General features: G+C 46.7%; 24 protein-coding genes. 20 read left to right on the top strand and 4 right to left on the bottom strand.

Annotation, left to right across the window (positions count from 1 at the left end):
- Positions 1-13: 13 nt before the first annotated feature.
- The 6 genes from AC5LIL_RS12790 (at position 14) to AC5LIL_RS12765 (ending at position 5882) form a co-directional block, all read left to right on the top strand.
- Positions 14-2119 (top strand): Piwi domain-containing protein, encoded by a 2106-nt coding sequence (locus AC5LIL_RS12790; RefSeq protein ID WP_499824300.1) that lies wholly within the window; start codon positions 14-16, stop codon positions 2117-2119.
- A 102-nt stretch (positions 2120-2221) separates the two neighbouring features.
- Positions 2222-2644, top strand: coding sequence for a hypothetical protein (locus AC5LIL_RS12785; protein ID WP_499824299.1), 423 nt, complete (start codon positions 2222-2224; stop codon positions 2642-2644).
- Between the two features lie 126 nt (positions 2645-2770).
- Positions 2771-3718 (top strand): sugar-binding transcriptional regulator, encoded by a 948-nt coding sequence (locus AC5LIL_RS12780; RefSeq protein WP_499824298.1) that lies wholly within the window; start codon positions 2771-2773, stop codon positions 3716-3718.
- Positions 3719-3722: 4 nt separating this feature from the next.
- The gene (rpiA, locus tag AC5LIL_RS12775; protein ID WP_499824297.1) at positions 3723-4412 is read left to right on the top strand and encodes a ribose 5-phosphate isomerase A; all 690 of its coding nucleotides are present in this window, start codon (positions 3723-3725) and stop codon (positions 4410-4412) included.
- Positions 4409-5377, top strand: a complete 969-nt coding sequence (locus tag AC5LIL_RS12770) for a Gfo/Idh/MocA family protein (RefSeq protein WP_499824296.1) — start codon at positions 4409-4411, stop codon at positions 5375-5377. Before rpiA ends, AC5LIL_RS12770 begins: the two co-directional genes overlap by 4 nt.
- Positions 5361-5882: a VOC family protein gene (locus AC5LIL_RS12765; protein ID WP_499824295.1), complete on the top strand. Its 522-nt coding sequence runs from the start codon at positions 5361-5363 to the stop codon at positions 5880-5882. The genes AC5LIL_RS12770 and AC5LIL_RS12765 overlap by 17 nt, the downstream gene beginning before the upstream one ends.
- Before the next feature lie 42 nt (positions 5883-5924).
- Here AC5LIL_RS12765 and AC5LIL_RS12760 read toward each other — a convergent pair whose 3' ends face one another.
- The 3 genes from AC5LIL_RS12760 to AC5LIL_RS12750 form a co-directional block, all read right to left on the bottom strand.
- Positions 5925-6632, bottom strand: a complete 708-nt coding sequence (locus AC5LIL_RS12760; RefSeq protein WP_499824294.1) for an ABC transporter permease — start codon at positions 6630-6632, stop codon at positions 5925-5927.
- Positions 6629-7477: an ABC transporter ATP-binding protein gene (locus AC5LIL_RS12755; RefSeq protein ID WP_074034792.1), complete on the bottom strand. Its 849-nt coding sequence runs from the start codon at positions 7475-7477 to the stop codon at positions 6629-6631. The genes AC5LIL_RS12760 and AC5LIL_RS12755 overlap by 4 nt, the downstream gene beginning before the upstream one ends.
- A gap of 130 nt (positions 7478-7607) precedes the next feature.
- Positions 7608-8588 (bottom strand): LytTR family transcriptional regulator DNA-binding domain-containing protein, encoded by a 981-nt coding sequence (locus AC5LIL_RS12750; protein ID WP_499824293.1) that lies wholly within the window; start codon positions 8586-8588, stop codon positions 7608-7610.
- A 525-nt stretch (positions 8589-9113) separates the two neighbouring features.
- On the opposite strand from AC5LIL_RS12750, the gene AC5LIL_RS12745 reads away from it, so the two are divergent.
- From AC5LIL_RS12745 to AC5LIL_RS12735, 3 genes are all read left to right on the top strand, one after another.
- A complete protein-coding gene (locus AC5LIL_RS12745; protein WP_499824292.1) occupies positions 9114-9434 on the top strand; it encodes a nucleotide pyrophosphohydrolase in 321 nt (106 codons plus the stop codon).
- Complete coding sequence (locus tag AC5LIL_RS12740; RefSeq protein ID WP_214685678.1) at positions 9431-9625, top strand: hypothetical protein; 195 nt, start codon at positions 9431-9433, stop codon at positions 9623-9625. The genes AC5LIL_RS12745 and AC5LIL_RS12740 overlap by 4 nt, the downstream gene beginning before the upstream one ends.
- 137 nt (positions 9626-9762) lie before the next feature.
- Positions 9763-10140, top strand: a complete 378-nt coding sequence (locus AC5LIL_RS12735; RefSeq protein ID WP_499824291.1) for a hypothetical protein — start codon at positions 9763-9765, stop codon at positions 10138-10140.
- Positions 10141-10146: 6 nt separating this feature from the next.
- On the opposite strand, the gene AC5LIL_RS12730 is transcribed toward AC5LIL_RS12735, so the two are convergent.
- The gene (locus tag AC5LIL_RS12730) at positions 10147-10371 is read right to left on the bottom strand and encodes a hypothetical protein (protein WP_214685682.1); all 225 of its coding nucleotides are present in this window, start codon (positions 10369-10371) and stop codon (positions 10147-10149) included.
- 128 nt (positions 10372-10499) lie between these two features.
- Between AC5LIL_RS12730 and AC5LIL_RS12725 the strand changes: the two genes are divergently transcribed.
- From AC5LIL_RS12725 to AC5LIL_RS12675, 11 genes are all read left to right on the top strand, one after another.
- Positions 10500-11270: a nucleotidyltransferase domain-containing protein gene (locus tag AC5LIL_RS12725; RefSeq protein WP_499824290.1), complete on the top strand. Its 771-nt coding sequence runs from the start codon at positions 10500-10502 to the stop codon at positions 11268-11270.
- Positions 11271-11275: 5 nt separating this feature from the next.
- Positions 11276-12307, top strand: coding sequence for a flavin monoamine oxidase family protein (locus AC5LIL_RS12720; protein ID WP_499824289.1), 1032 nt, complete (start codon positions 11276-11278; stop codon positions 12305-12307).
- A gap of 109 nt (positions 12308-12416) precedes the next feature.
- Positions 12417-12866 carry a hypothetical protein gene (locus tag AC5LIL_RS12715; RefSeq protein ID WP_499824288.1) on the top strand — a complete coding sequence of 150 codons (450 nt, stop codon included), beginning with the start codon at positions 12417-12419 and terminating at the stop codon, positions 12864-12866.
- 13 nt (positions 12867-12879) lie between these two features.
- A complete protein-coding gene (locus AC5LIL_RS12710; protein WP_499824287.1) occupies positions 12880-13338 on the top strand; it encodes a hypothetical protein in 459 nt (152 codons plus the stop codon).
- Positions 13339-13347: 9 nt separating this feature from the next.
- Positions 13348-13851: a hypothetical protein gene (locus AC5LIL_RS12705; RefSeq protein ID WP_499824286.1), complete on the top strand. Its 504-nt coding sequence runs from the start codon at positions 13348-13350 to the stop codon at positions 13849-13851.
- Entirely contained in the window at positions 13848-14348 is a 501-nt protein-coding gene (locus AC5LIL_RS12700) for a hypothetical protein (protein ID WP_499824285.1), read from the top strand. Before AC5LIL_RS12705 ends, AC5LIL_RS12700 begins: the two co-directional genes overlap by 4 nt.
- Positions 14323-14805, top strand: coding sequence for a hypothetical protein (locus AC5LIL_RS12695; protein ID WP_499824284.1), 483 nt, complete (start codon positions 14323-14325; stop codon positions 14803-14805). The genes AC5LIL_RS12700 and AC5LIL_RS12695 overlap by 26 nt, the downstream gene beginning before the upstream one ends.
- A gap of 106 nt (positions 14806-14911) precedes the next feature.
- On the top strand, positions 14912-15850 hold the full coding sequence (locus tag AC5LIL_RS12690; protein WP_499824283.1) for a DMT family transporter: 939 nt from the start codon (positions 14912-14914) through the stop codon (positions 15848-15850).
- Between the two features lie 12 nt (positions 15851-15862).
- Positions 15863-16288 (top strand): DMT family transporter, encoded by a 426-nt coding sequence (locus tag AC5LIL_RS12685; protein WP_499824282.1) that lies wholly within the window; start codon positions 15863-15865, stop codon positions 16286-16288.
- Between the two features lie 12 nt (positions 16289-16300).
- Positions 16301-16960 carry a Crp/Fnr family transcriptional regulator gene (locus tag AC5LIL_RS12680; RefSeq protein WP_499824281.1) on the top strand — a complete coding sequence of 220 codons (660 nt, stop codon included), beginning with the start codon at positions 16301-16303 and terminating at the stop codon, positions 16958-16960.
- Positions 16961-16972: 12 nt separating this feature from the next.
- Positions 16973-17446 carry a DMT family transporter gene (locus tag AC5LIL_RS12675; protein ID WP_214786100.1) on the top strand — a complete coding sequence of 158 codons (474 nt, stop codon included), beginning with the start codon at positions 16973-16975 and terminating at the stop codon, positions 17444-17446.
- Positions 17447-17530 lie beyond the last annotated feature (84 nt).

Below are 17530 nucleotides of genomic sequence, written 5' to 3'. Positions count from 1 at the left end.
GGATGAGCTAAAGATGAACCAATATTATTTAACAGAATGGCGAGCGTTAACGACAGCAACGGAAGTGACACTCCATCTCTATACCGTACCGCTCAAAGATCCATCATCACGAAATACGCAGGGTGGGAAGTTGATTTTTCACTTGAATAAATTGAACAATTTTCAACCGATGGTGTTTTTCGATCAGTACATTGCTTCATTTGAGGAAATCAAACAATGGGGAGACGAGACGTTTCTTCAATATGAGGCGCGTCCGATCAGTCCATCACGGAATGTCGAGCGAACATTACTTGAACGTCTGTTGAAAAAACAATTGGAGCGATTGGCTCATCCAAATTACATGATGAACCGTGGAAAGTTCCGCTCGAAACAGGCGCACCCACAGTCTACAAGTGGGCTGCTCATTTATCCGGCATTAGATCTCAATGTGAATGTATCTGAGAAGGCTGAAATTGTATTCGGATTCGATTTGACTCATCAATTTGAATACCGTGAAAACTTATTGCAGCAGATTAAGAGTGATCCGAAATCCGTATCTGCAGGGATGCGCGTCATCGATTCGACTCACCCGAAATCGTATGAGTACGAATTTGTAGAGGTCGCACCATACCGAGCGAATGAAGTGAGCACGATTATGAAATGTTCGATCATTGATTATTTCGCAAAGAAAGACCCGAAACGAGTCATAGCACCCGACGCGCTCGTCGTACACGTCAAAGATCGAAACAATCAGATCCTTATCTACTTACCTGAGCAACTGAAACAGAGTTGTTCATTTGAAACGATTCCCACTCATCAATTCGGTGCAGTCAATCGGATCATCAAACTGTCGCCTGACGCACGCATGTCGAAACTTATGCCGGAAGCGCTTGCGTTAATTGGTCGTCTCCCAATGCTTCAGTTTGAGCGACAAGATGTACGAGCAGCTCGTCTTGGTTACTCAATTCAAACGTTGCCTTCGCCACGTCTCCGATTCGGTAAAGGGAGGACCACGAGTTATGCAAAAACTGGATTAAAGCAAGGTGGTGTGTTTGAAACAGGAGAGGCGACCGTCAGTTTCTTTGTCGACCCGAAATTACGAGATCATCAAAAACTGCAAGTCCTAGAGTTTATCAATAAACTAAAAACTACCTCTGAGCGCTTTGGGGTGACTCTCAATGTCTCGCATAAACCAAAAGGATTGAGTCAGAAACTACCTTCTGATTTGTTGCAGACAGAAGATGTTCTATACCAACTGAAGAGTATCCCTCAACAATTTGAGGGTGTCGTCGTTGTCATTGCCGAGGAAGCATCGCTCCAACATTCATATCAAGCCATCAAAAGGCAGTTTGGCGGGAAACAGGATGTGGTGACGCAATGCGTCGAGTTACATGACCGTGTATTGAATTCTGAGGACACGCTATACAACATTCTACTGGGGATTTACGTGAAGGCAGGTTTACAACCCTGGATTCTTGGTGAGCCACTCCATTCGGATTGTTTTGTCGGATTAGACGTAAGTCATGAGAATGGTAAACATGCAGCAGGCATCATTCAAATCATTGGGAAAGACGGGGCGATGATCAAGCAGAAAGCACTCTCGACAAGTGAAGCGGGGGAGAAAATCAGTTCTGAGACGATGCGGGAAATTGTCTATGATACACTTCATGCGTTTGAAGAACAGTACGGACATGCCCCTAAGCATATCACGTTCCATCGAGATGGATTTGGGCGTGAAGATTTGACTCTTATTGATTCAATTCTATCTCCGCGTGAAATTCAATTCGACTACGTGGAAATTTTGAAGAATATCAATCGACGGATGGCGATTCATGAAGATGAGTGGAAAACTTCACAGGGACTCAGTTATACAAAAGAGCGCATGGGCTATCTCCTCTCGACGAATCCTCATACGCGTGTCGGGATGGCAAAACCACTCAAAGTCGTACAACAAACAACTACCTTGCCGTTTGAAGCCATTTTGACGGATGTCTATCGCTTATCGTTCATGCACGTCCACTCGCTATTGAAAACAAGACTGCCGATCACAACGCATTATGCAGATTTAAGTTCGACGTTCCATAATCGCGGCTTACTCAATGCAAATACAGAACATGAAGAGGCATTGCCGTTTGTATAACATGTAAAGTTGAAAGTTGTCATATCGTTATTATCAGTATTCCTGTTTGTCGAATATTGGGTATCATATCATTGAACTGAGATTACACTAGGAGGTAGAGTGATGAGTGAAAAAGGAGAAATTGTTCAATCTGCAAAACAGCTTATGGGAGATGAACATGAGATGAATGACATCCCTTTTCAACAATACGAAATGATATTGAAGCATACTCCAGACGTCATAAATGCCGTTAGCAACATGGGAGGAGTTGGCTCAAAATCGCAAGACAAAGTATACAATACGATTGATAGAGCGATTGATGTCTTTTCCGAGCAACTTAAAGAAGAAAACCTATCAGATGAAACTAGAGACAAACTCAATGATCGTATTGAACGAATGGTAGATAAGTCATTTCAAAAAGATTCGGAGTTCAAGAAATGGATGGGGGCATCGATTGTAGCAGGAGTCAGTGGTGCCGCATTAGCATTAGCAAAAAATCCAGAAGTGAGAAAAACACTTACTAATTTGCTGACGAAAAAAGACTGATTTTTGAAAGTCTGATTGGAATACGAAGTATATAAGAAAAGCAGGAGCGACGAGTTAATTCGTCGCTCTTTCTAATTTGCACAAATGTTCATTTAAGTGTACATTTGTGCAAAGGGGTGTGACTGAATGTCAGAAGAACTGAAGAGGCTTTACGAAGTAGCGCATTTGTATTACGAACAGAATCAAACACAACACCAGATTGCAGAGACGCTCGATGTCAATCGGGCAACTATCAGTCGCATGTTAAAACGTATTCGGGAATTAGGGATCGTGAAGTTCCAAATCGATTATGATCGCTTTCAATCGATTGACGTGGCAGCTCAACTAAAAGAGCAATTCGGTCTAAAGCATGTCATCTTAGTGCCCGAAAAGTCAGGACAACGTGAAGAGACGTTACAACGTATGGGGGAAGCATGCGCAACATACGTCGAGTCGATGGTGACCGATGACGATGTGATCGGCTTTTCTTGGGGAACAGCACTCGCTGCCGTCGTGGAAGCACTGACACCGAAAGAGGAATATTCAACTATCCAATGTGTTCCACTCATCGGTGGGCCGGACGGAAAGCTCGAAAGTCGTTTTCATGCGAACACGTTAGCGTATGACGCCTCACGGAAATGGCGTGGGCGTTCGAAACTAATCGATGTTCCTGCTATTTTACCGAATGCCGCCATCAAACAAGCATTGACGCAGTCAACACATGCTCAAGAAGTCGAGAAGCTATGGGGGCGGATGAACATCGCCCTCTTTGGGATTGGTTCGGCCCAACTGAATCAGGAATCCAACTGGTTGGCTTTCTATGGTCAAACGTTTACCGAAGAAATGAACGAACTCCAAATCATCGGAGACCTTTGCTCGCACTTCTATAATCAAAATGGAGAGACCGTGACCACTTCGTTATCGGATCGAACAGTCCATATTGAGCATCAACAACTCGCGAAGGTGCCGCTTAAAATCGGAGTGGCCTATGGAAGTGAGAAAGTAGAGGCGATTCGAGTCGCCGCCGAGCATCGGTTGATTGATGTCATCGTGACAACTGATCGCACGGCCCAACAACTGTTACAGGGGGAATGAACAGATGGATGTAAAAGAGAAGTGTGCGGAAGCCGCGCTCCCTTGGATTGAATCGGGGATGACAATCGGTCTTGGGGGTGGCAGTACGATTCAACACCTCATCAATATGATTCATGCGAATGAACTGGACGTGACAATCGTGACGCCTTCTTTTGTCACACGACGCGCTTGTCTGGAAAAAGGGCTTCGGGTTGTTGAGACGAGGGATGTCTCGCTGATCGACCTTGCCTTTGACGGTTGTGACCAAGTCGATACACGACACCACGCCTTGAAGAGCGGAGGTGGGATTCATACGGAAGAAAAACTTATTGCGACCATGGCGAAGCGATACGTATTACTGGTGGATGATTCTAAATTTGTTAAACAATTGACGTTTGATCATCCGGTTGTCTTAGAAGTTCTTCCACAAGCATTCACCTATGTGAGCGAGAAAGTCCGAGAGCTCCCATGGGTGGAATCTCTACAAGTTCGTCAAAGTTTGAACAGTGATGGGGCCTTGGTGACCGTGAACGGAAACCGATTACTCGACGTGGTCGTCCACCCGTCTGAAGATTCGATTGAGGTGCACCACCAGTTATCTCAAGTACGTGGCGTGGTTGATACGTCCTTGTTCACAGATGTCGTCACGGATGTCATCGTCGCATCGCATCATGATACAGTCGTCTATTCAACAGAAACGGGGGAAGTGAAATGAAGCAATGGGGAATCATTGGACCAGGTACGATTGCGACAGAATTCGCTCAAGCACTCGAGCAATCAGATGGCATTGCCTACGGGGTGTGGGGACGAGATGTTGAAAAAGCCGAACAATTTGCGAAAAAATATGGTGTGAGACATGTATACCAAACATTAGATGAGATGTTGTCTTCACCTAACATCGACATCGTCTACGTGGCGACACCTCATCACCTCCATTATTCGATGATGGAACAAGCCATCGCACATGGAAAACATGTCCTTTGCGAAAAAGCCATCACACTAAACAGTGAAGAGCTCGAGAACATTCAACGTCTGGCTGATGATCAAGGGGTGATTGTGCTCGAAGCAATGACGATTTATCATATGCCGCTCTTTGAAGAGTTGAGACGGCGTGTTCAGGAAGGTGCAATCGGACGAGTCAATATGATTCATGTGACGTTCGGGAGTTATAAAGAAGATGATCCGTCTAACCGATTCTTCAATCCGGAATTGGCTGGGGGTGCGATGCTCGATATCGGGACATACGCCTTATCGTTCGCTAGAAATTTCTTGGACGAAGAAGTAGTGGAAGTGTTGACGACGATGAAGCCATACAAAACCGGGGTCGATGAACAATCAAGTATGATCCTTCGTACGGATTCTGATCAGATGGTGAACATTACCCTTGCGATGCGTACAAAGTTACCGAAACAAGGAGTAGTCGCTGGAGAAGACGGGTACATTACCGTCAATGCGTTTCCTCGTGCAACGGAGGCGACCATCACGTATACGAAAGATGGCTCGGTTGAGACCGTTCAGCTCGGGGAGACGGAGCAGGCATTACGCTATGAAATCGACGCGATGCACCGTGTCATTTCTGGTGAATCTGACGAGACGCGACTTTATTCACGGGATGTCATGACGTGGATGGATCGGATCCGTCAACAATGGAAGGGGACTCATCATGAACAGAGGAATTGATCACATCGGAATGACGGTGCCTTCTATTGAGGAGGCAACTACTTTTTTGAAGGATGCGTTCCACGCTGAGATTTGTTACGACGTGCAACGTCCAGAAGATGAGCCGATGGAAGGGAAAGAAGCGGAGCAGCAACTGGACTTACCAGACGGACAACAAATCATTCATATGCGGCTGCTTCAAATCAAATCAGGACCGTCTATCGAGTTGTTTCAAGTCGCACGAGTAAATGAAACCGAACCGACAGGAATCTCATCGTACGGTTTACATCATTTCGCGATTTATGTGGATGATATGCAAGAGGCGGCTCAGCGCTTTGAACGTGCAGGTGGGCAGTTGTTGTCGAAACCGCATCTGTTAACCGGTGTCGAAGACAGTGGGAATAACCAAGGTGTGTATGGGAAGGCACCATGGGGATCACTCATCGAGCTGATTGCTTATCCGGATGGAATTGATTATCCTGCGTCGAGTGAACAGGAGCGTTGGACACCCGCGCAACATAAATGAGTGTATACGAAAAGAATCGCCCGTTCTCAGGCGATTCTTTTTTCAGTCCGTCTGTTTTCGGTTATACATCAAAACGCTACCGACGAATGCAGCAAGCGCCCAAGCTGTGAGCAAACCTAGTTCTAGCCCGACGGCACCGAAGTTCGCACCGTCTTCCACTTGATGAGCCACATCAATCAAGAGCACGTTCGGTAAATACTCGAGCACTCCGATGATGGCGAAACGGTCTTGTAGTGGCAACAACATCGGTGAGAACGAGAAGAAAAAGAACGGCAACATGACAATCAATGAAGCTTCCATGACCGTCTTCGACATCAAGCCGAACATCGTTCCGATTCCGATATAAAAGAATGTCGAGACGATGAGCGCGAGGGCGATTACAGCCAGATTTTGCGGAGCATAATCCATCAAAAATGTCGAGGCTACGATGAGGATCATCGTCGTCACGAATGTGAGAGCACTCTTTCCGAGCAAGATGTCGAGCGTACTCGCCGGGGACAACATGAGCCCGCGAAGCGTGTTCTTCTCTTTCTCTTCGGCAATCAATGCACACTGTACGAAGATCGCCACGAGGCTGAACGTGATGTTGATGACGAAGTACGTGATATCGACGCCGCCGTCACCGATTCGCGAATAGAAGACAGCGAAGAAGAACGGCATGATCAAGGTCGACGAGACGAACAAGTTTCGAGACAAATCTTTATAGTCTTTTTGGAAAATGGCGAGTGCGCGTTTCAATGAAAAAGTCATGATAATTTCCTCCCTGTCACTTCGATAAAGATGTCGCCGAGTGTCGGCTCATTGGAATGGATCGATGCGATATTTTTAGCACGCATCTGTTTATGGAGCCAGTCTGCGCCTTCATCGGTTTGCGTCACTTCATGCGTCTGACCGTTGTTCAATTCGACTCGCATCGAACCAGTCGCATATTTCCTGCGCAATACGTTCGGGGCATCGAGCAGTTGAATCGACCCTTGATGTAAGAAAGCGACACGATCACACAGCTCTTCGGCTTCCTGCATATCGTGTGTCGTCAGAAAGATGGTCGTTCCGTTTGCCTTCAACCGTTCAATCCCTTTATAGATATGTCGAGAGTTGACGGGGTCGAGAGCCGAGGTCGGTTCATCTAGAAACAGGAGCTCTGGCTCATGAAGAAGAGCGCGTGCGAGCGTCACCCGTTGCAACATCCCTCTAGAGAGCTTGTCGATGCGCTTTTTCCGTTCCCCGCTAAGATTGACCATGTTCAATACCTCATCGATCCGGGTCTTTGGTTCATCATAGAGGTCACAATATAAGCTCAAGTTCTCTTCTATAGAAAGTCGTGTATAGAGACCGCTATTGTCCGTCAACACGCCGATGCGTTTGCGGTACTGTTCTTGTTTCAAGTCAGCGACCGGCACACCGAATACGGTGGCATCGCCAGCTGTCTGTGCGAGTTGTGACGTCAAAATTTTAATCGTCGTCGTCTTTCCTGAACCACTCGGTCCCAAGAAGCCGAACACTTCTCCTTTTCCAACTGTAAACGTCACATCATGTAACGCTTCCTCGTTCCCAAACAATTTCTTTAACCCGTTCACTTGAATGATTGGTTCCATTCCCGTTCCTCCTTGTCGATGTCGTCTTGCTTGCCTCTATCGTATAGGGAATGGGGGAAGGCTGCACTAAAATGGCGATAAATGGCGCTTATCAGGAGTTGAATGAAATGAATAGAACTGTGAATGGAGACTATTTGAGCCCCATCATCGTCTTCAATTCTGCCATTTTTGTCTTGGATAACGGAATCGTTGTTTTCTCTGAATCATCCAAGACGAGACTGAAGCTATTTTTCGTATAGGTGATGACTTCGCGCACACGTTGTAAGTTCACGAGATAGGACCGATGGCAGCGGAAGAAACCGTACGGAGTCAAACGCGTCTCGAGCTCGTTCATCGTGAAGACACTCGGGAACTGATCCGATTGACTATGTAAAATCGACTGTCCGTCCTGACTTTCGATGAAGTCGATTTCAGGAGGATCAAGTAAAATGATTTTTTCATTCACTTTCGTCGGGATTTTCTCGAAACGGACATGGATGACCTCAGATGAGATGTCTGTCTCATCCGTTTCTTCTGGTTCCACGTCTAACAGGCGCAAGTGACGATGGTCGATCCGATAAACGGTCGATGTCATGAAGAGCGCACTCTCTATGTTGCTCGTCAACACGAGGACGGCTTTTTGTCTCGACGTCAATGTCTGTAACATATCGCGTAAAAGGTGGCGTGTCTCTTGGTCCACGTCTTGGTCCGGTTCTTCAAACACATACAGGTCGCGGTCCTGGAGAAGCAGCGCGGCGTACTGTGTGCGTCTGACAAGGGAACGATTGAGACGATGGAGGCGTTGCTTGCGGTAAGTTGTGAGTTGGAGCTGTTGCATCACCGAGTCGACTGATTCGGATGAGTCATAAAGACGCTTGGTGAAGCGTAAATATTCCTCGATGGTGAGACGGTCGTATAAACCGTCACGGATGGAGAAGAGGGATAGCGTTGAAGCGTGGTTGATGTTCCCGGTATATGTCGAAATCTCCTGACTGATGAGACCGAAGATGATTTCTCGGGAAATGACGCCACAATGAATGGCGGCCAACTCACCTGGTTGGATTGTAAATGAAATGTTTTCGAGAATGAGTGTATCTTGTTGACGAACCGAGACGCTTTGGAAAGTAAGCACCGAATCCCTCCCTTTTTAGTTGGAGTATAACATTTTACAGAGAAGGGCTTAAGAGGAAGATGATTACACATGAAAGTTACATCTTTTGGTAAAATGAGATGTATGTCGAATTAGTAAAGGGGAGTGACTCTATTCAATGGATAAGCAATTCGAAGAGATGCAAACACGCATGTTCGAGTTAGAATCTCAAGTTGAGATGCTTCAATCCCTTCTACTTCGAGTGATTGAGCAAGATTCAATACTACATAATCAGTAAAAACGGAATTAGAATACGTCTTACTAAAGCATGATTTACCAGTCGGAAAGAGACATGACGTTTCATTTTTTCTGATTCGTCTCGAAAAGGCGTATAAGTTTGAAAACAAAATACCAACGTTGATTTCATTTCATGAAGAATTGAAACAAATACTTGAATTAGAAGACTTATCGGAAGAGGTTTCCGTTCGACTGATTCAAGAGTATGTAAGACGTGGAGTTTTTACTGTGGGTAACATGATTGAATATTAATAGTGAGGAAGTGTATGTATGAACGAAGTACATCGATTAATGGACGAGGTCATTAAATTCCGAGATGAGCGCGATTGGGCGTTTCACCATAACCCGAAAGACTTGGCACTTTCCTTGTCGCTCGAGGCGAGTGAGTTACTTGAAGTGTTCCAGTGGATCTCGAGTGAAGAAGCGCTTGAAACGAAAAAAACGGAGATGGAAGAAGAACTTGCCGACGTATTGATCTATGCGCTGACGTTCGCGCATGCTGCTAACATCAATGTGTCGAAAGCGATTGAAGACAAGCTCGTGAAAAACGCAGTGAAGTATTCGATTTTGAGTGCAGAAGATTCACGATGAAATCCAATCATCGATTGTTATTCGTCATGTATCTTGGAGCAGGCATATTGAGTTTGGCTCTCTTTCTTGCGATTCCTTTGTTCTACATAGAACGTTCGAACTGGATGAACGTCATGTTTCCGCTACTAACAATCATTTGGTTTGCGAATGCGTTTGTGCATTGGAGAGGGATGAAGCAGAATAAAGCTTAATAAAATCGATTGTAGCCATAGAAAATCAATTGAGTGAAAAGGAGATAACGATGTCACACGAGGAACGTCTAGATCAGTTAAGTCGAAGCCATGTTCATACCATTCATTTGAGTTTCATTTTTTCCGTGATTTTTATTATGAGTGGATTGCTGGTTTGGTGGTTAGGGTGGCTCACCGTTGCTCAAGCATTGTTTGGAAGTGTATTGCTCGCTCCACTCCTTTTGATGCTTCCGATGTGGAAACGCACACAGACGTTGCTACGTTTCAATAAGGACGTTGCATATCGTCATACTGTGTGGCTTGAGTTGATTTGCGCGCTGATTGTCGTGCTTTTAAATATTGGGATTGCGATTGCAATCATTGTTACCGAAATATATAGCTTCACGATTATTTCGTTCTTATTGATGTTCGTTGTGTCGATGATATCCAGACATGTTGATCAGCGGATGAAGCAACATGACCCGGAACATGTGACCTATTTAGATATGGCTCAATATAAGACAAAACGCAGTTGACCTGAGTCAGCTGCGTTTTGTGTTCGAGTCCAATTGTTGTTCGATTCGATCGAGACGTTCAATTAACACTCGAAACTGTTCAATGTTTTGACGCTCCAATTCGAGTTTTTCTGCTGCGCGTTTTTCAAATCGATTAACCACTTTGACAAGCCATACAATTCCGAAGACAATGGCGATGATGGGTAAGAAAAACGCAAGACTTGCAAATAATGAACTGATGATAATATTCACGAGAACTTCCTCCTTTACCTTTACACTCCATTATACTTCCAAATACATCCATCGTAACAGGGTCGACAGTAGAATTTTATATCAGACATTCGGTAGGCTAAGCATATAGAAAAGAGGTCTTGATCAGAATGAATTCAACAAATCGACAGCGTACTTTGAAGTGTCCGACCCGTCTTGGAACGGACGAGGATGGTTACGTCATCAACCAAACGTCCATCAAACATATTCAGCCTGAGTTTGAAACAATCCTCTTCAAATCAATTGAATTGGTGAAAGAAGCATTCGATGAACAGCTACATAGCATATACCTATATGGAAGCATCGGTCGCGGGACGGCTGTTGCCGGGCAATCGGATTTAGATTTGACGGTGCTCGTGCATGAGGATATCGATGCGACGAAATTGGTGGAACAGACGGAGCAACTACTAACGGAACATCCGAAAGTCATCAAAATCGACTACGATATCGGACGTCTGGATGTGGCACTGGATCCGGCGAACCGTTTTGAATGGGGCTTTTGGCTAAGACATCTCTGTACGTTTGTTTACGGGGAAGATGTTTCGACTCAATTCCCACTCATGAAGCCGGATGCTCGTGTGAGCATGGCACTGAATCAGGATTTAGTTTCCTCGATTGAAACGACGAAGGCCAAATTACTTCATGGAGAGATGTCACATATCGAGAAGCGCTCAATCGTAAAGCGAGTCATTCGAGGTTGGTATTTGACGATTAACGTGAAGGATGAAAGTTTCGCAACGACTGTAGAAGCGTGCTTATTGATTCTAAAACTCTATTTCCCGGGAGAACAGCGTGTAGAGCAAGGGGATACGTTGTTAAGGCAAGGCGACATTACAAATCAACAGCTTCTAGACTATTTGAATGAAATAGATTGGATGTGAGTACGATGAAACAACAAATCGCCATCATTGGAGCTGGTGTCAGCGGGCTTTATGCTGCAATCCAACTTCATCAAAAGGGATATGACGTCACCATCTTTGAGGCTCGTGATCGTATTGGTGGTCGTATCTTGACGAAGGACGGTTATGACCTCGGACCGACATGGTATTGGCCGGATACGGAGAAGACGATCTCGGAACTCGTGGATACACTTGGACTCGAGTCATTCCTTCAACATACGACAGGGGAGATGGTGCTCGAACGCCAGGCGACGACTGCGCCAGAACGACATGTGCTGCCGGAGGAAAGCATTGTCCGATCGAAACGTGTAGTCGGTGGGATGACGAGTTTAGTGGAAGCCCTGTACGCGAAGTTGCCCGATGACATCGTCCGGCTTGGGCATCGCCTCACGTCCATCGATCGACAGACAGACCGACTCCAATTGACGTTCCAAAATGGGTCGGTGCATCACACGGATGACGTGATTCTTGCACTTCCTCCACGCCTTGTCGCCAATCTAACAATCGAGCCTGAATTGCCAGCTTCAACGCGAAATGCACTCAAGACGACTCCAACTTGGATGGCATCTCAGGCGAAGGCACTGATTGTATACGAGACACCGTTCTGGCGAGAAGAGGGTCTGTCTGGCTTTGGGATGAGCTGGGTCGGTCCGCTCCAAGAGATTCATGACGCCTCGCAGATTGACGGTCAAGGCGCGCTATTCGGATTCTTCCGTCTGTCACCCGGAGAACGAGAAGCGCTAGGGGAAGGACAAGTGAAGACACGTGTCATTGAGCAACTGGAGAAGTTATACGGTCCGAAAGCGAATGACTTCTTGCGATTTCACTATATGGACTGGTCGACAGAATCTGAAACGGCGATATCGGACGACCTCATGCCGCTCACAGCATTCCCGGTTTACGGTCCAATCGAACTCGGGGAACATCTCCATCTGATCGGTTCAGAGACGGATGCGCAGTTTGGGGGACATATCGAAGGGGCATTACGGTCTGTCAAGGTGATGCTCCAGAAGTTTTGAAGTGAATCGAAAGTAAAGGAAGGAGGGTTGATCCCTCCTTTTTTTAATTTGTAAAATAACGGAACTTTTTTCATGCGCATCCCGTATAGTGAAATAAGAGGTGAATGAGATGAACAAGCAAGAACGACTACATACAATCAAACGATCAAATCGAAAGCGCCTCCTGCGACGCTTACTCTTAGCGCTTCCGGCAGGTCTTGCAGTTTACTTCCTCATGCGAACGGACGGGAACATTTGGATTGGGTTCACAATCATCGGTGGGGTGTTACTTGCGACGCGTTACTTCTTTTCGAATGAAGCAGAGGCAATCAGTCAATTGTCGGAGCAAGAACAGGTGAAGCGTGTCGTGACACTGCAGTATCATCTGGACTTCCTCTTTATCGCATTGCTCGGATTGGTGAATCCGTTGGCCATTCGAATCATAGAGTGGTCTTGGATTCCTGCGGTTCTCATCGGTGGGGCATTGCTTTATATCTTATGGGCTCAAGAGAAGCTCGATCAACAAATCCGCTGGCTCGACCCGGAACAACCGACACGTCGCGAGATTCGACGATTCTGAAAGGGTGAATGGGATGAATAAACAAGAACGAATCAATACGATTTATCGTTATCAACAGCGTTGGCTCCTGCTGCGCTCAATTCTTGCAATATTGATAGGTGGACTTGTCGTACTCGTGCTTCAATCTAATGGAGAGCCGATGTACACCATTCCATTAGCGTTCACACTCACGATTATGCTTTACATCATTGGACGAGAGCGTCGCTTCGTCAGGAAGTTAACGAACGTGGAACAAGCCAAACGGATCATCGATTGGCAGTATGTATCGGAAATGGGGCTACTCGTCTTATTAGCCATCCTCTTTCCATTCATCGTTCTGATCGGTTGGCCGGGATGGTCGCTCTTCGTTGTCTTTTTAAGTGGAGTCATCTTATTGCATTTCTTACAGAAGATGCTCGACAGACAGATTTCCGAGTATGATGCGGATCAACCGATGCGCCGCGAAATCAAACTCGACTTCGTGAAAGATTGAGGTGACAGCGTGGACAAGGCGGAACGACTTCAACGAATTGAGCAGTTTGAGAAGCGCTTCAATCGTCTGAATATAATCGCAAGCGTGGTCATGTTTGGCGTATCGATTTATTTTCTGTCGACATGGAGTCCGTATAGCATTCTCCTACCAGGAGTCGCACTTCTTTATGCGACATGGCTTGAATGGAAGAAGATGAGATTACAGCAATCCTTCAACGAATCGACACGCTATCATCGTCTGTTACGAATGGATTTTACTGTCATGTTAATCAGTCTGATGTGGTTCGTGATTTTGATTGTCATGCATTTCAACGGAATCGATCTCTTACCGTGGATGAGTTGGACGCTCCTCATCGGCGGACCGTGTCTCATATTGATTCCACGCTGGATTGACCGAAAGCAGTCCGCGCTTGATGAGCACCACGTCACATCTGGCGAATGGACCCGGGCAAACCGTGAGCGTTTGAAACATGCGTTAGATGATATTTCAAGGAAAGGTCGTAAAGAGTCATGACGAAACAAGAACGAATTCAATATATCGGGGCATATCGGAAAATGCATCAAAATACGAGCATCTGGCTTACAGCGGCTCTTATTGTCTGTAACAGTTTCGTGCTCGGTTTTGACATATGGTGGATATGGGGAATCGGGTCGACGCTAGCAGCGACTGGACTCATGTATCTAACACGTCAAGAAAGTAAACAGTTGCAAACCATGACGTCCGGAAAAGCCGAGTTACTCACGAAACGCTTGTACCGCCTCTATTCTTACTGGATTGGAACGGTCACAGGAATGGTCCTTCTCAGTCGCCTTGAGGTTTCATCAATCGGTCTAGGCTTCATTATCCTGGGCATCATTGGTCTAGGTATCGTCCTGTTAGCATGGGCCCACTATCAGACCGTCCGGCAATTACGACAAGCCGACCCGAATCAACCGACACGGGATGAGGTGACGAAGCACTATCGATCTTACGAAGGGAGTACATATGCTGACGAAAGAAAAGCGAATTGAACAGTTGCTCAAACAAGATGACAGTCATTGGCGTTGGCGGTGGGGCGTCGCCGTCGCGACCGTCGTGATGACATTCCTCATCGCTGCGCAGTACAGACTGTACGCTCCGCTCATCGTGTTCATCAGTTTTTTTCCATATCTCTGTCTCGAGTGGCGGAAGACAAAACTGCTTCTTACCTTTAACGAGGATGCGCGTTATCAACGTCTGGTGTATACAGACTTTGGGATCCAGTGGCTCTGCTTCGTCTCAAACATCTGCCTACTAGCCGCCTATTATGCTGATTCGTTGTCGCCCGTCGTTGCCATTGCCGGGTTATTCGGGATCGGTGGGCTGTCGATTCTGGCACCTTATACCATCAATCGAAATCTGCATAAGTTCGATGTGCATCACGTACTTGGGAAAGAATTGCGTGAAGCACGCAATCAGCGTTTCCATGAGTCCAAAACGAACACCTGAAAAGGGTTCGTTTTTTATTTGAGGACATCGGTCCTTTTCTTCTTGGGTACGGAGGCGTAAGCTGACAATGTATAGAGAACTAGTAGAAGAATCGAGGAAGATAGTCATGTTAGCTATTTTGATTGGATTGACGATTGGGATTTTGTTGCCGATGCAGACGAGTGTGAACTCTCGTTTGCGCCAAGTGGTCGGCTCCCCGTTCGTCGCATCGTTTTTATCGTTTAGTGTCGGGACCATCTTTTTATCTCTGTTACTCCTTTTGACCGGACAGTCATTCGGGTTTGACGGCTCAGTGATTCAGGAAGGTCCAGGGTGGATGTGGATCGGTGGACTGTTAGGGGTCTTGTTCTTAACGGGAAATATCTTGTTGTTCCCAAGGCTCGGAAGTGTCCAGACGGTCATCATGCCGATTTTTGGACAGATTTTGATGGGCTTGTTGATTGACCATTTTGGTTGGTTCAACTCCGTTGAGCATCCGATCACGGCGCTTCGTTTGTTCGGAGCTGTGCTCGTCTTACTTGGCGTCATCGGAACGGTCGCCTTATCCGACTGGCTCAACCGCCGAAGAGGCAAGTTGGTCGTCTCCATGGAAACGGACACCGGGAACCTGAATCTTTGGCGACTGTTTGGAATTTTCACAGGAATGATGAGTGCCACGCAAACGGCCATTAACGGCTATTTGGGTACGGTGCTCGAATCGGCTCTGAAAGGGGCATTGGTCTCTTTCGTTGTCGGGACGTTGGCGCTCTTACTCATCTTGCTCGTCTCACGCCAACCCGTTCCGCTCGGTCAACTGAAAGGTCAACCGTGGTGGATCTGGCTCGGTGGGATCATCGGGGCGCTCTTCATCGGAGGAAACGTCCTTATTGTTCCAATCGTCGGGACGGGGATTGCTGTCATCATCGTCATTGTCGGACTGTTATGTGGAAGTTTACTGATCGACCGTTTCGGTTGGTTCGGAGCGAAGAAGAACCCGGTCACTGGTGTGCAAATCATCAGTCTGATTGTCATGGTGATCGGAATTGTATTGATTCGTCTATCTTAAAGGGGGAGAACGATGCGAGGAGTGTTGTTTGCAATCAGCGGAGGCTTCTTTTTGACGTTACAAAGTGTGGCGAATGCGCTAATCAGTTCACAGATTGGGACGTGGCAAGCAGCGACGTTGACACAGTTCACAGGGTTCATCGTCGCGCTCCTCGTCATGTTGACGTTACGCGACCGCACGTATATCGAGATGCGTCACGTGAACCCGCTCTATTTATCGGGCGGAGCGTTCGCGGCAATCATCTTGTTCAGTAATATGACAGCCGTCCACGAGCTCGGGGTCACGCTCACGATTTCCTTGTTTCTCATTGCGCAGTTGGCGCTCGCGCTCGTCATTGACTGGCGCGGATGGTTTGGGATGGTGCGTCGGAACTTGAACGGGATGCAGTTGTTCGGGGTGTTCATGATGATTGCGGGCGTCATATTATTGAAATGGTAGGGGGAAACATGCATGGTTGACGCGTATGTGAAGCAATTTGAATTGTCTGTCTTACCTGTCGCTGCGCAGAACGAATTGAAGCTCGTCCGATACGAGCCAGGAGACGTCATCTGTACGCAAGGCGATGAAGCGGAGCATCTTCGGTTCTTAGTGAAAGGGAAGATTCGTGTCTCTCATACTTCCGCTACCGGTAAGCGTCTCGTCCTTTCTTTCAAATATCCACTCGATTTGATTGGGGACATCGAATATATTCAACGAACCCCTTATTTGAATACGGTTGAAGCGGTCACAGAAGTTGAGATGCTTGTCATCCGATTCGAGAACTTGGTTCGTCATGCGCACCAAAATGTTGCGTGGTTACACTATTTATTAGAAGAAATCACGCGAAAGTTCGAACGGAAGTCGCAATCCCTCAGCTTCAACTTGTTCTATCCCGTTGAGGTTCGCTTAGCGAGTTATTTATTGTCGATGACGCCAGATGACCAAACACTCGGCTCGACCGTCGACCAATTGACGGATATCGCTGATTTGATTGGGACGAGTTATCGTCATGTGAACCGGACGCTTCGGCGTTTCGTCGAGGCAGGATTGATTGAACGAAATCGGCGGATGATTACCATCATCGACCGGGAAGGGTTGTTGGAGATTGTCGGGGAGAGTATTTATGAATAGGAGGGGAGAACCATGGCGATTGGGATGATGCTTGCTGTCATCGGCGGAATGCTCGTCTGTATGCAAAACACGTTTAACGCCAACGTCAAGAAGCGTGTCGGGGCGTGGGCGACGACGACACTCGTCCTTGGACTCGGATTTTTAGCATCGCTCCTGATTGGTCTATTCCAAGAAGGGAGTGCCTTGTTCCGAGTAGAGGAGATGGAGACATGGTACTGGTTCAGCGGAATCCTCGGCGTCGGAGTCGTCATGAGTGTGACGCAAGGTGTCGAGCGACTCGGACCGAGTTATGCCATCTCGATTGTCATGGTGTCTCAAATCTTGTTCGCGCTCCTCTGGGATACGTTAGGATGGTTCGGCTTGACGGCTGTTCCGTTCACATGGAAGACGGTCGTCGGGATTGTGTTGATTGTTGGTGGGGTGCTCGTGTTTCAGTTGAGTGGGAAGACACCCGTCACATCAGCGAAAGTTTCAAAAGCCGGATAACGAGAAGCATCTGATAACATCAGGTGCTTTTTTCTTTTTAATGGAAAATCCTCGAAAGTTTGCTTTTAGATTGTTAGGATAAAC

It is taken from the genome of Exiguobacterium sp. RM11 (genome assembly GCF_059821525.1).
The sequence above is the reverse complement of the archived record's forward strand: the minus strand, read 5'-3'. Positions and strand labels throughout refer to the sequence as shown.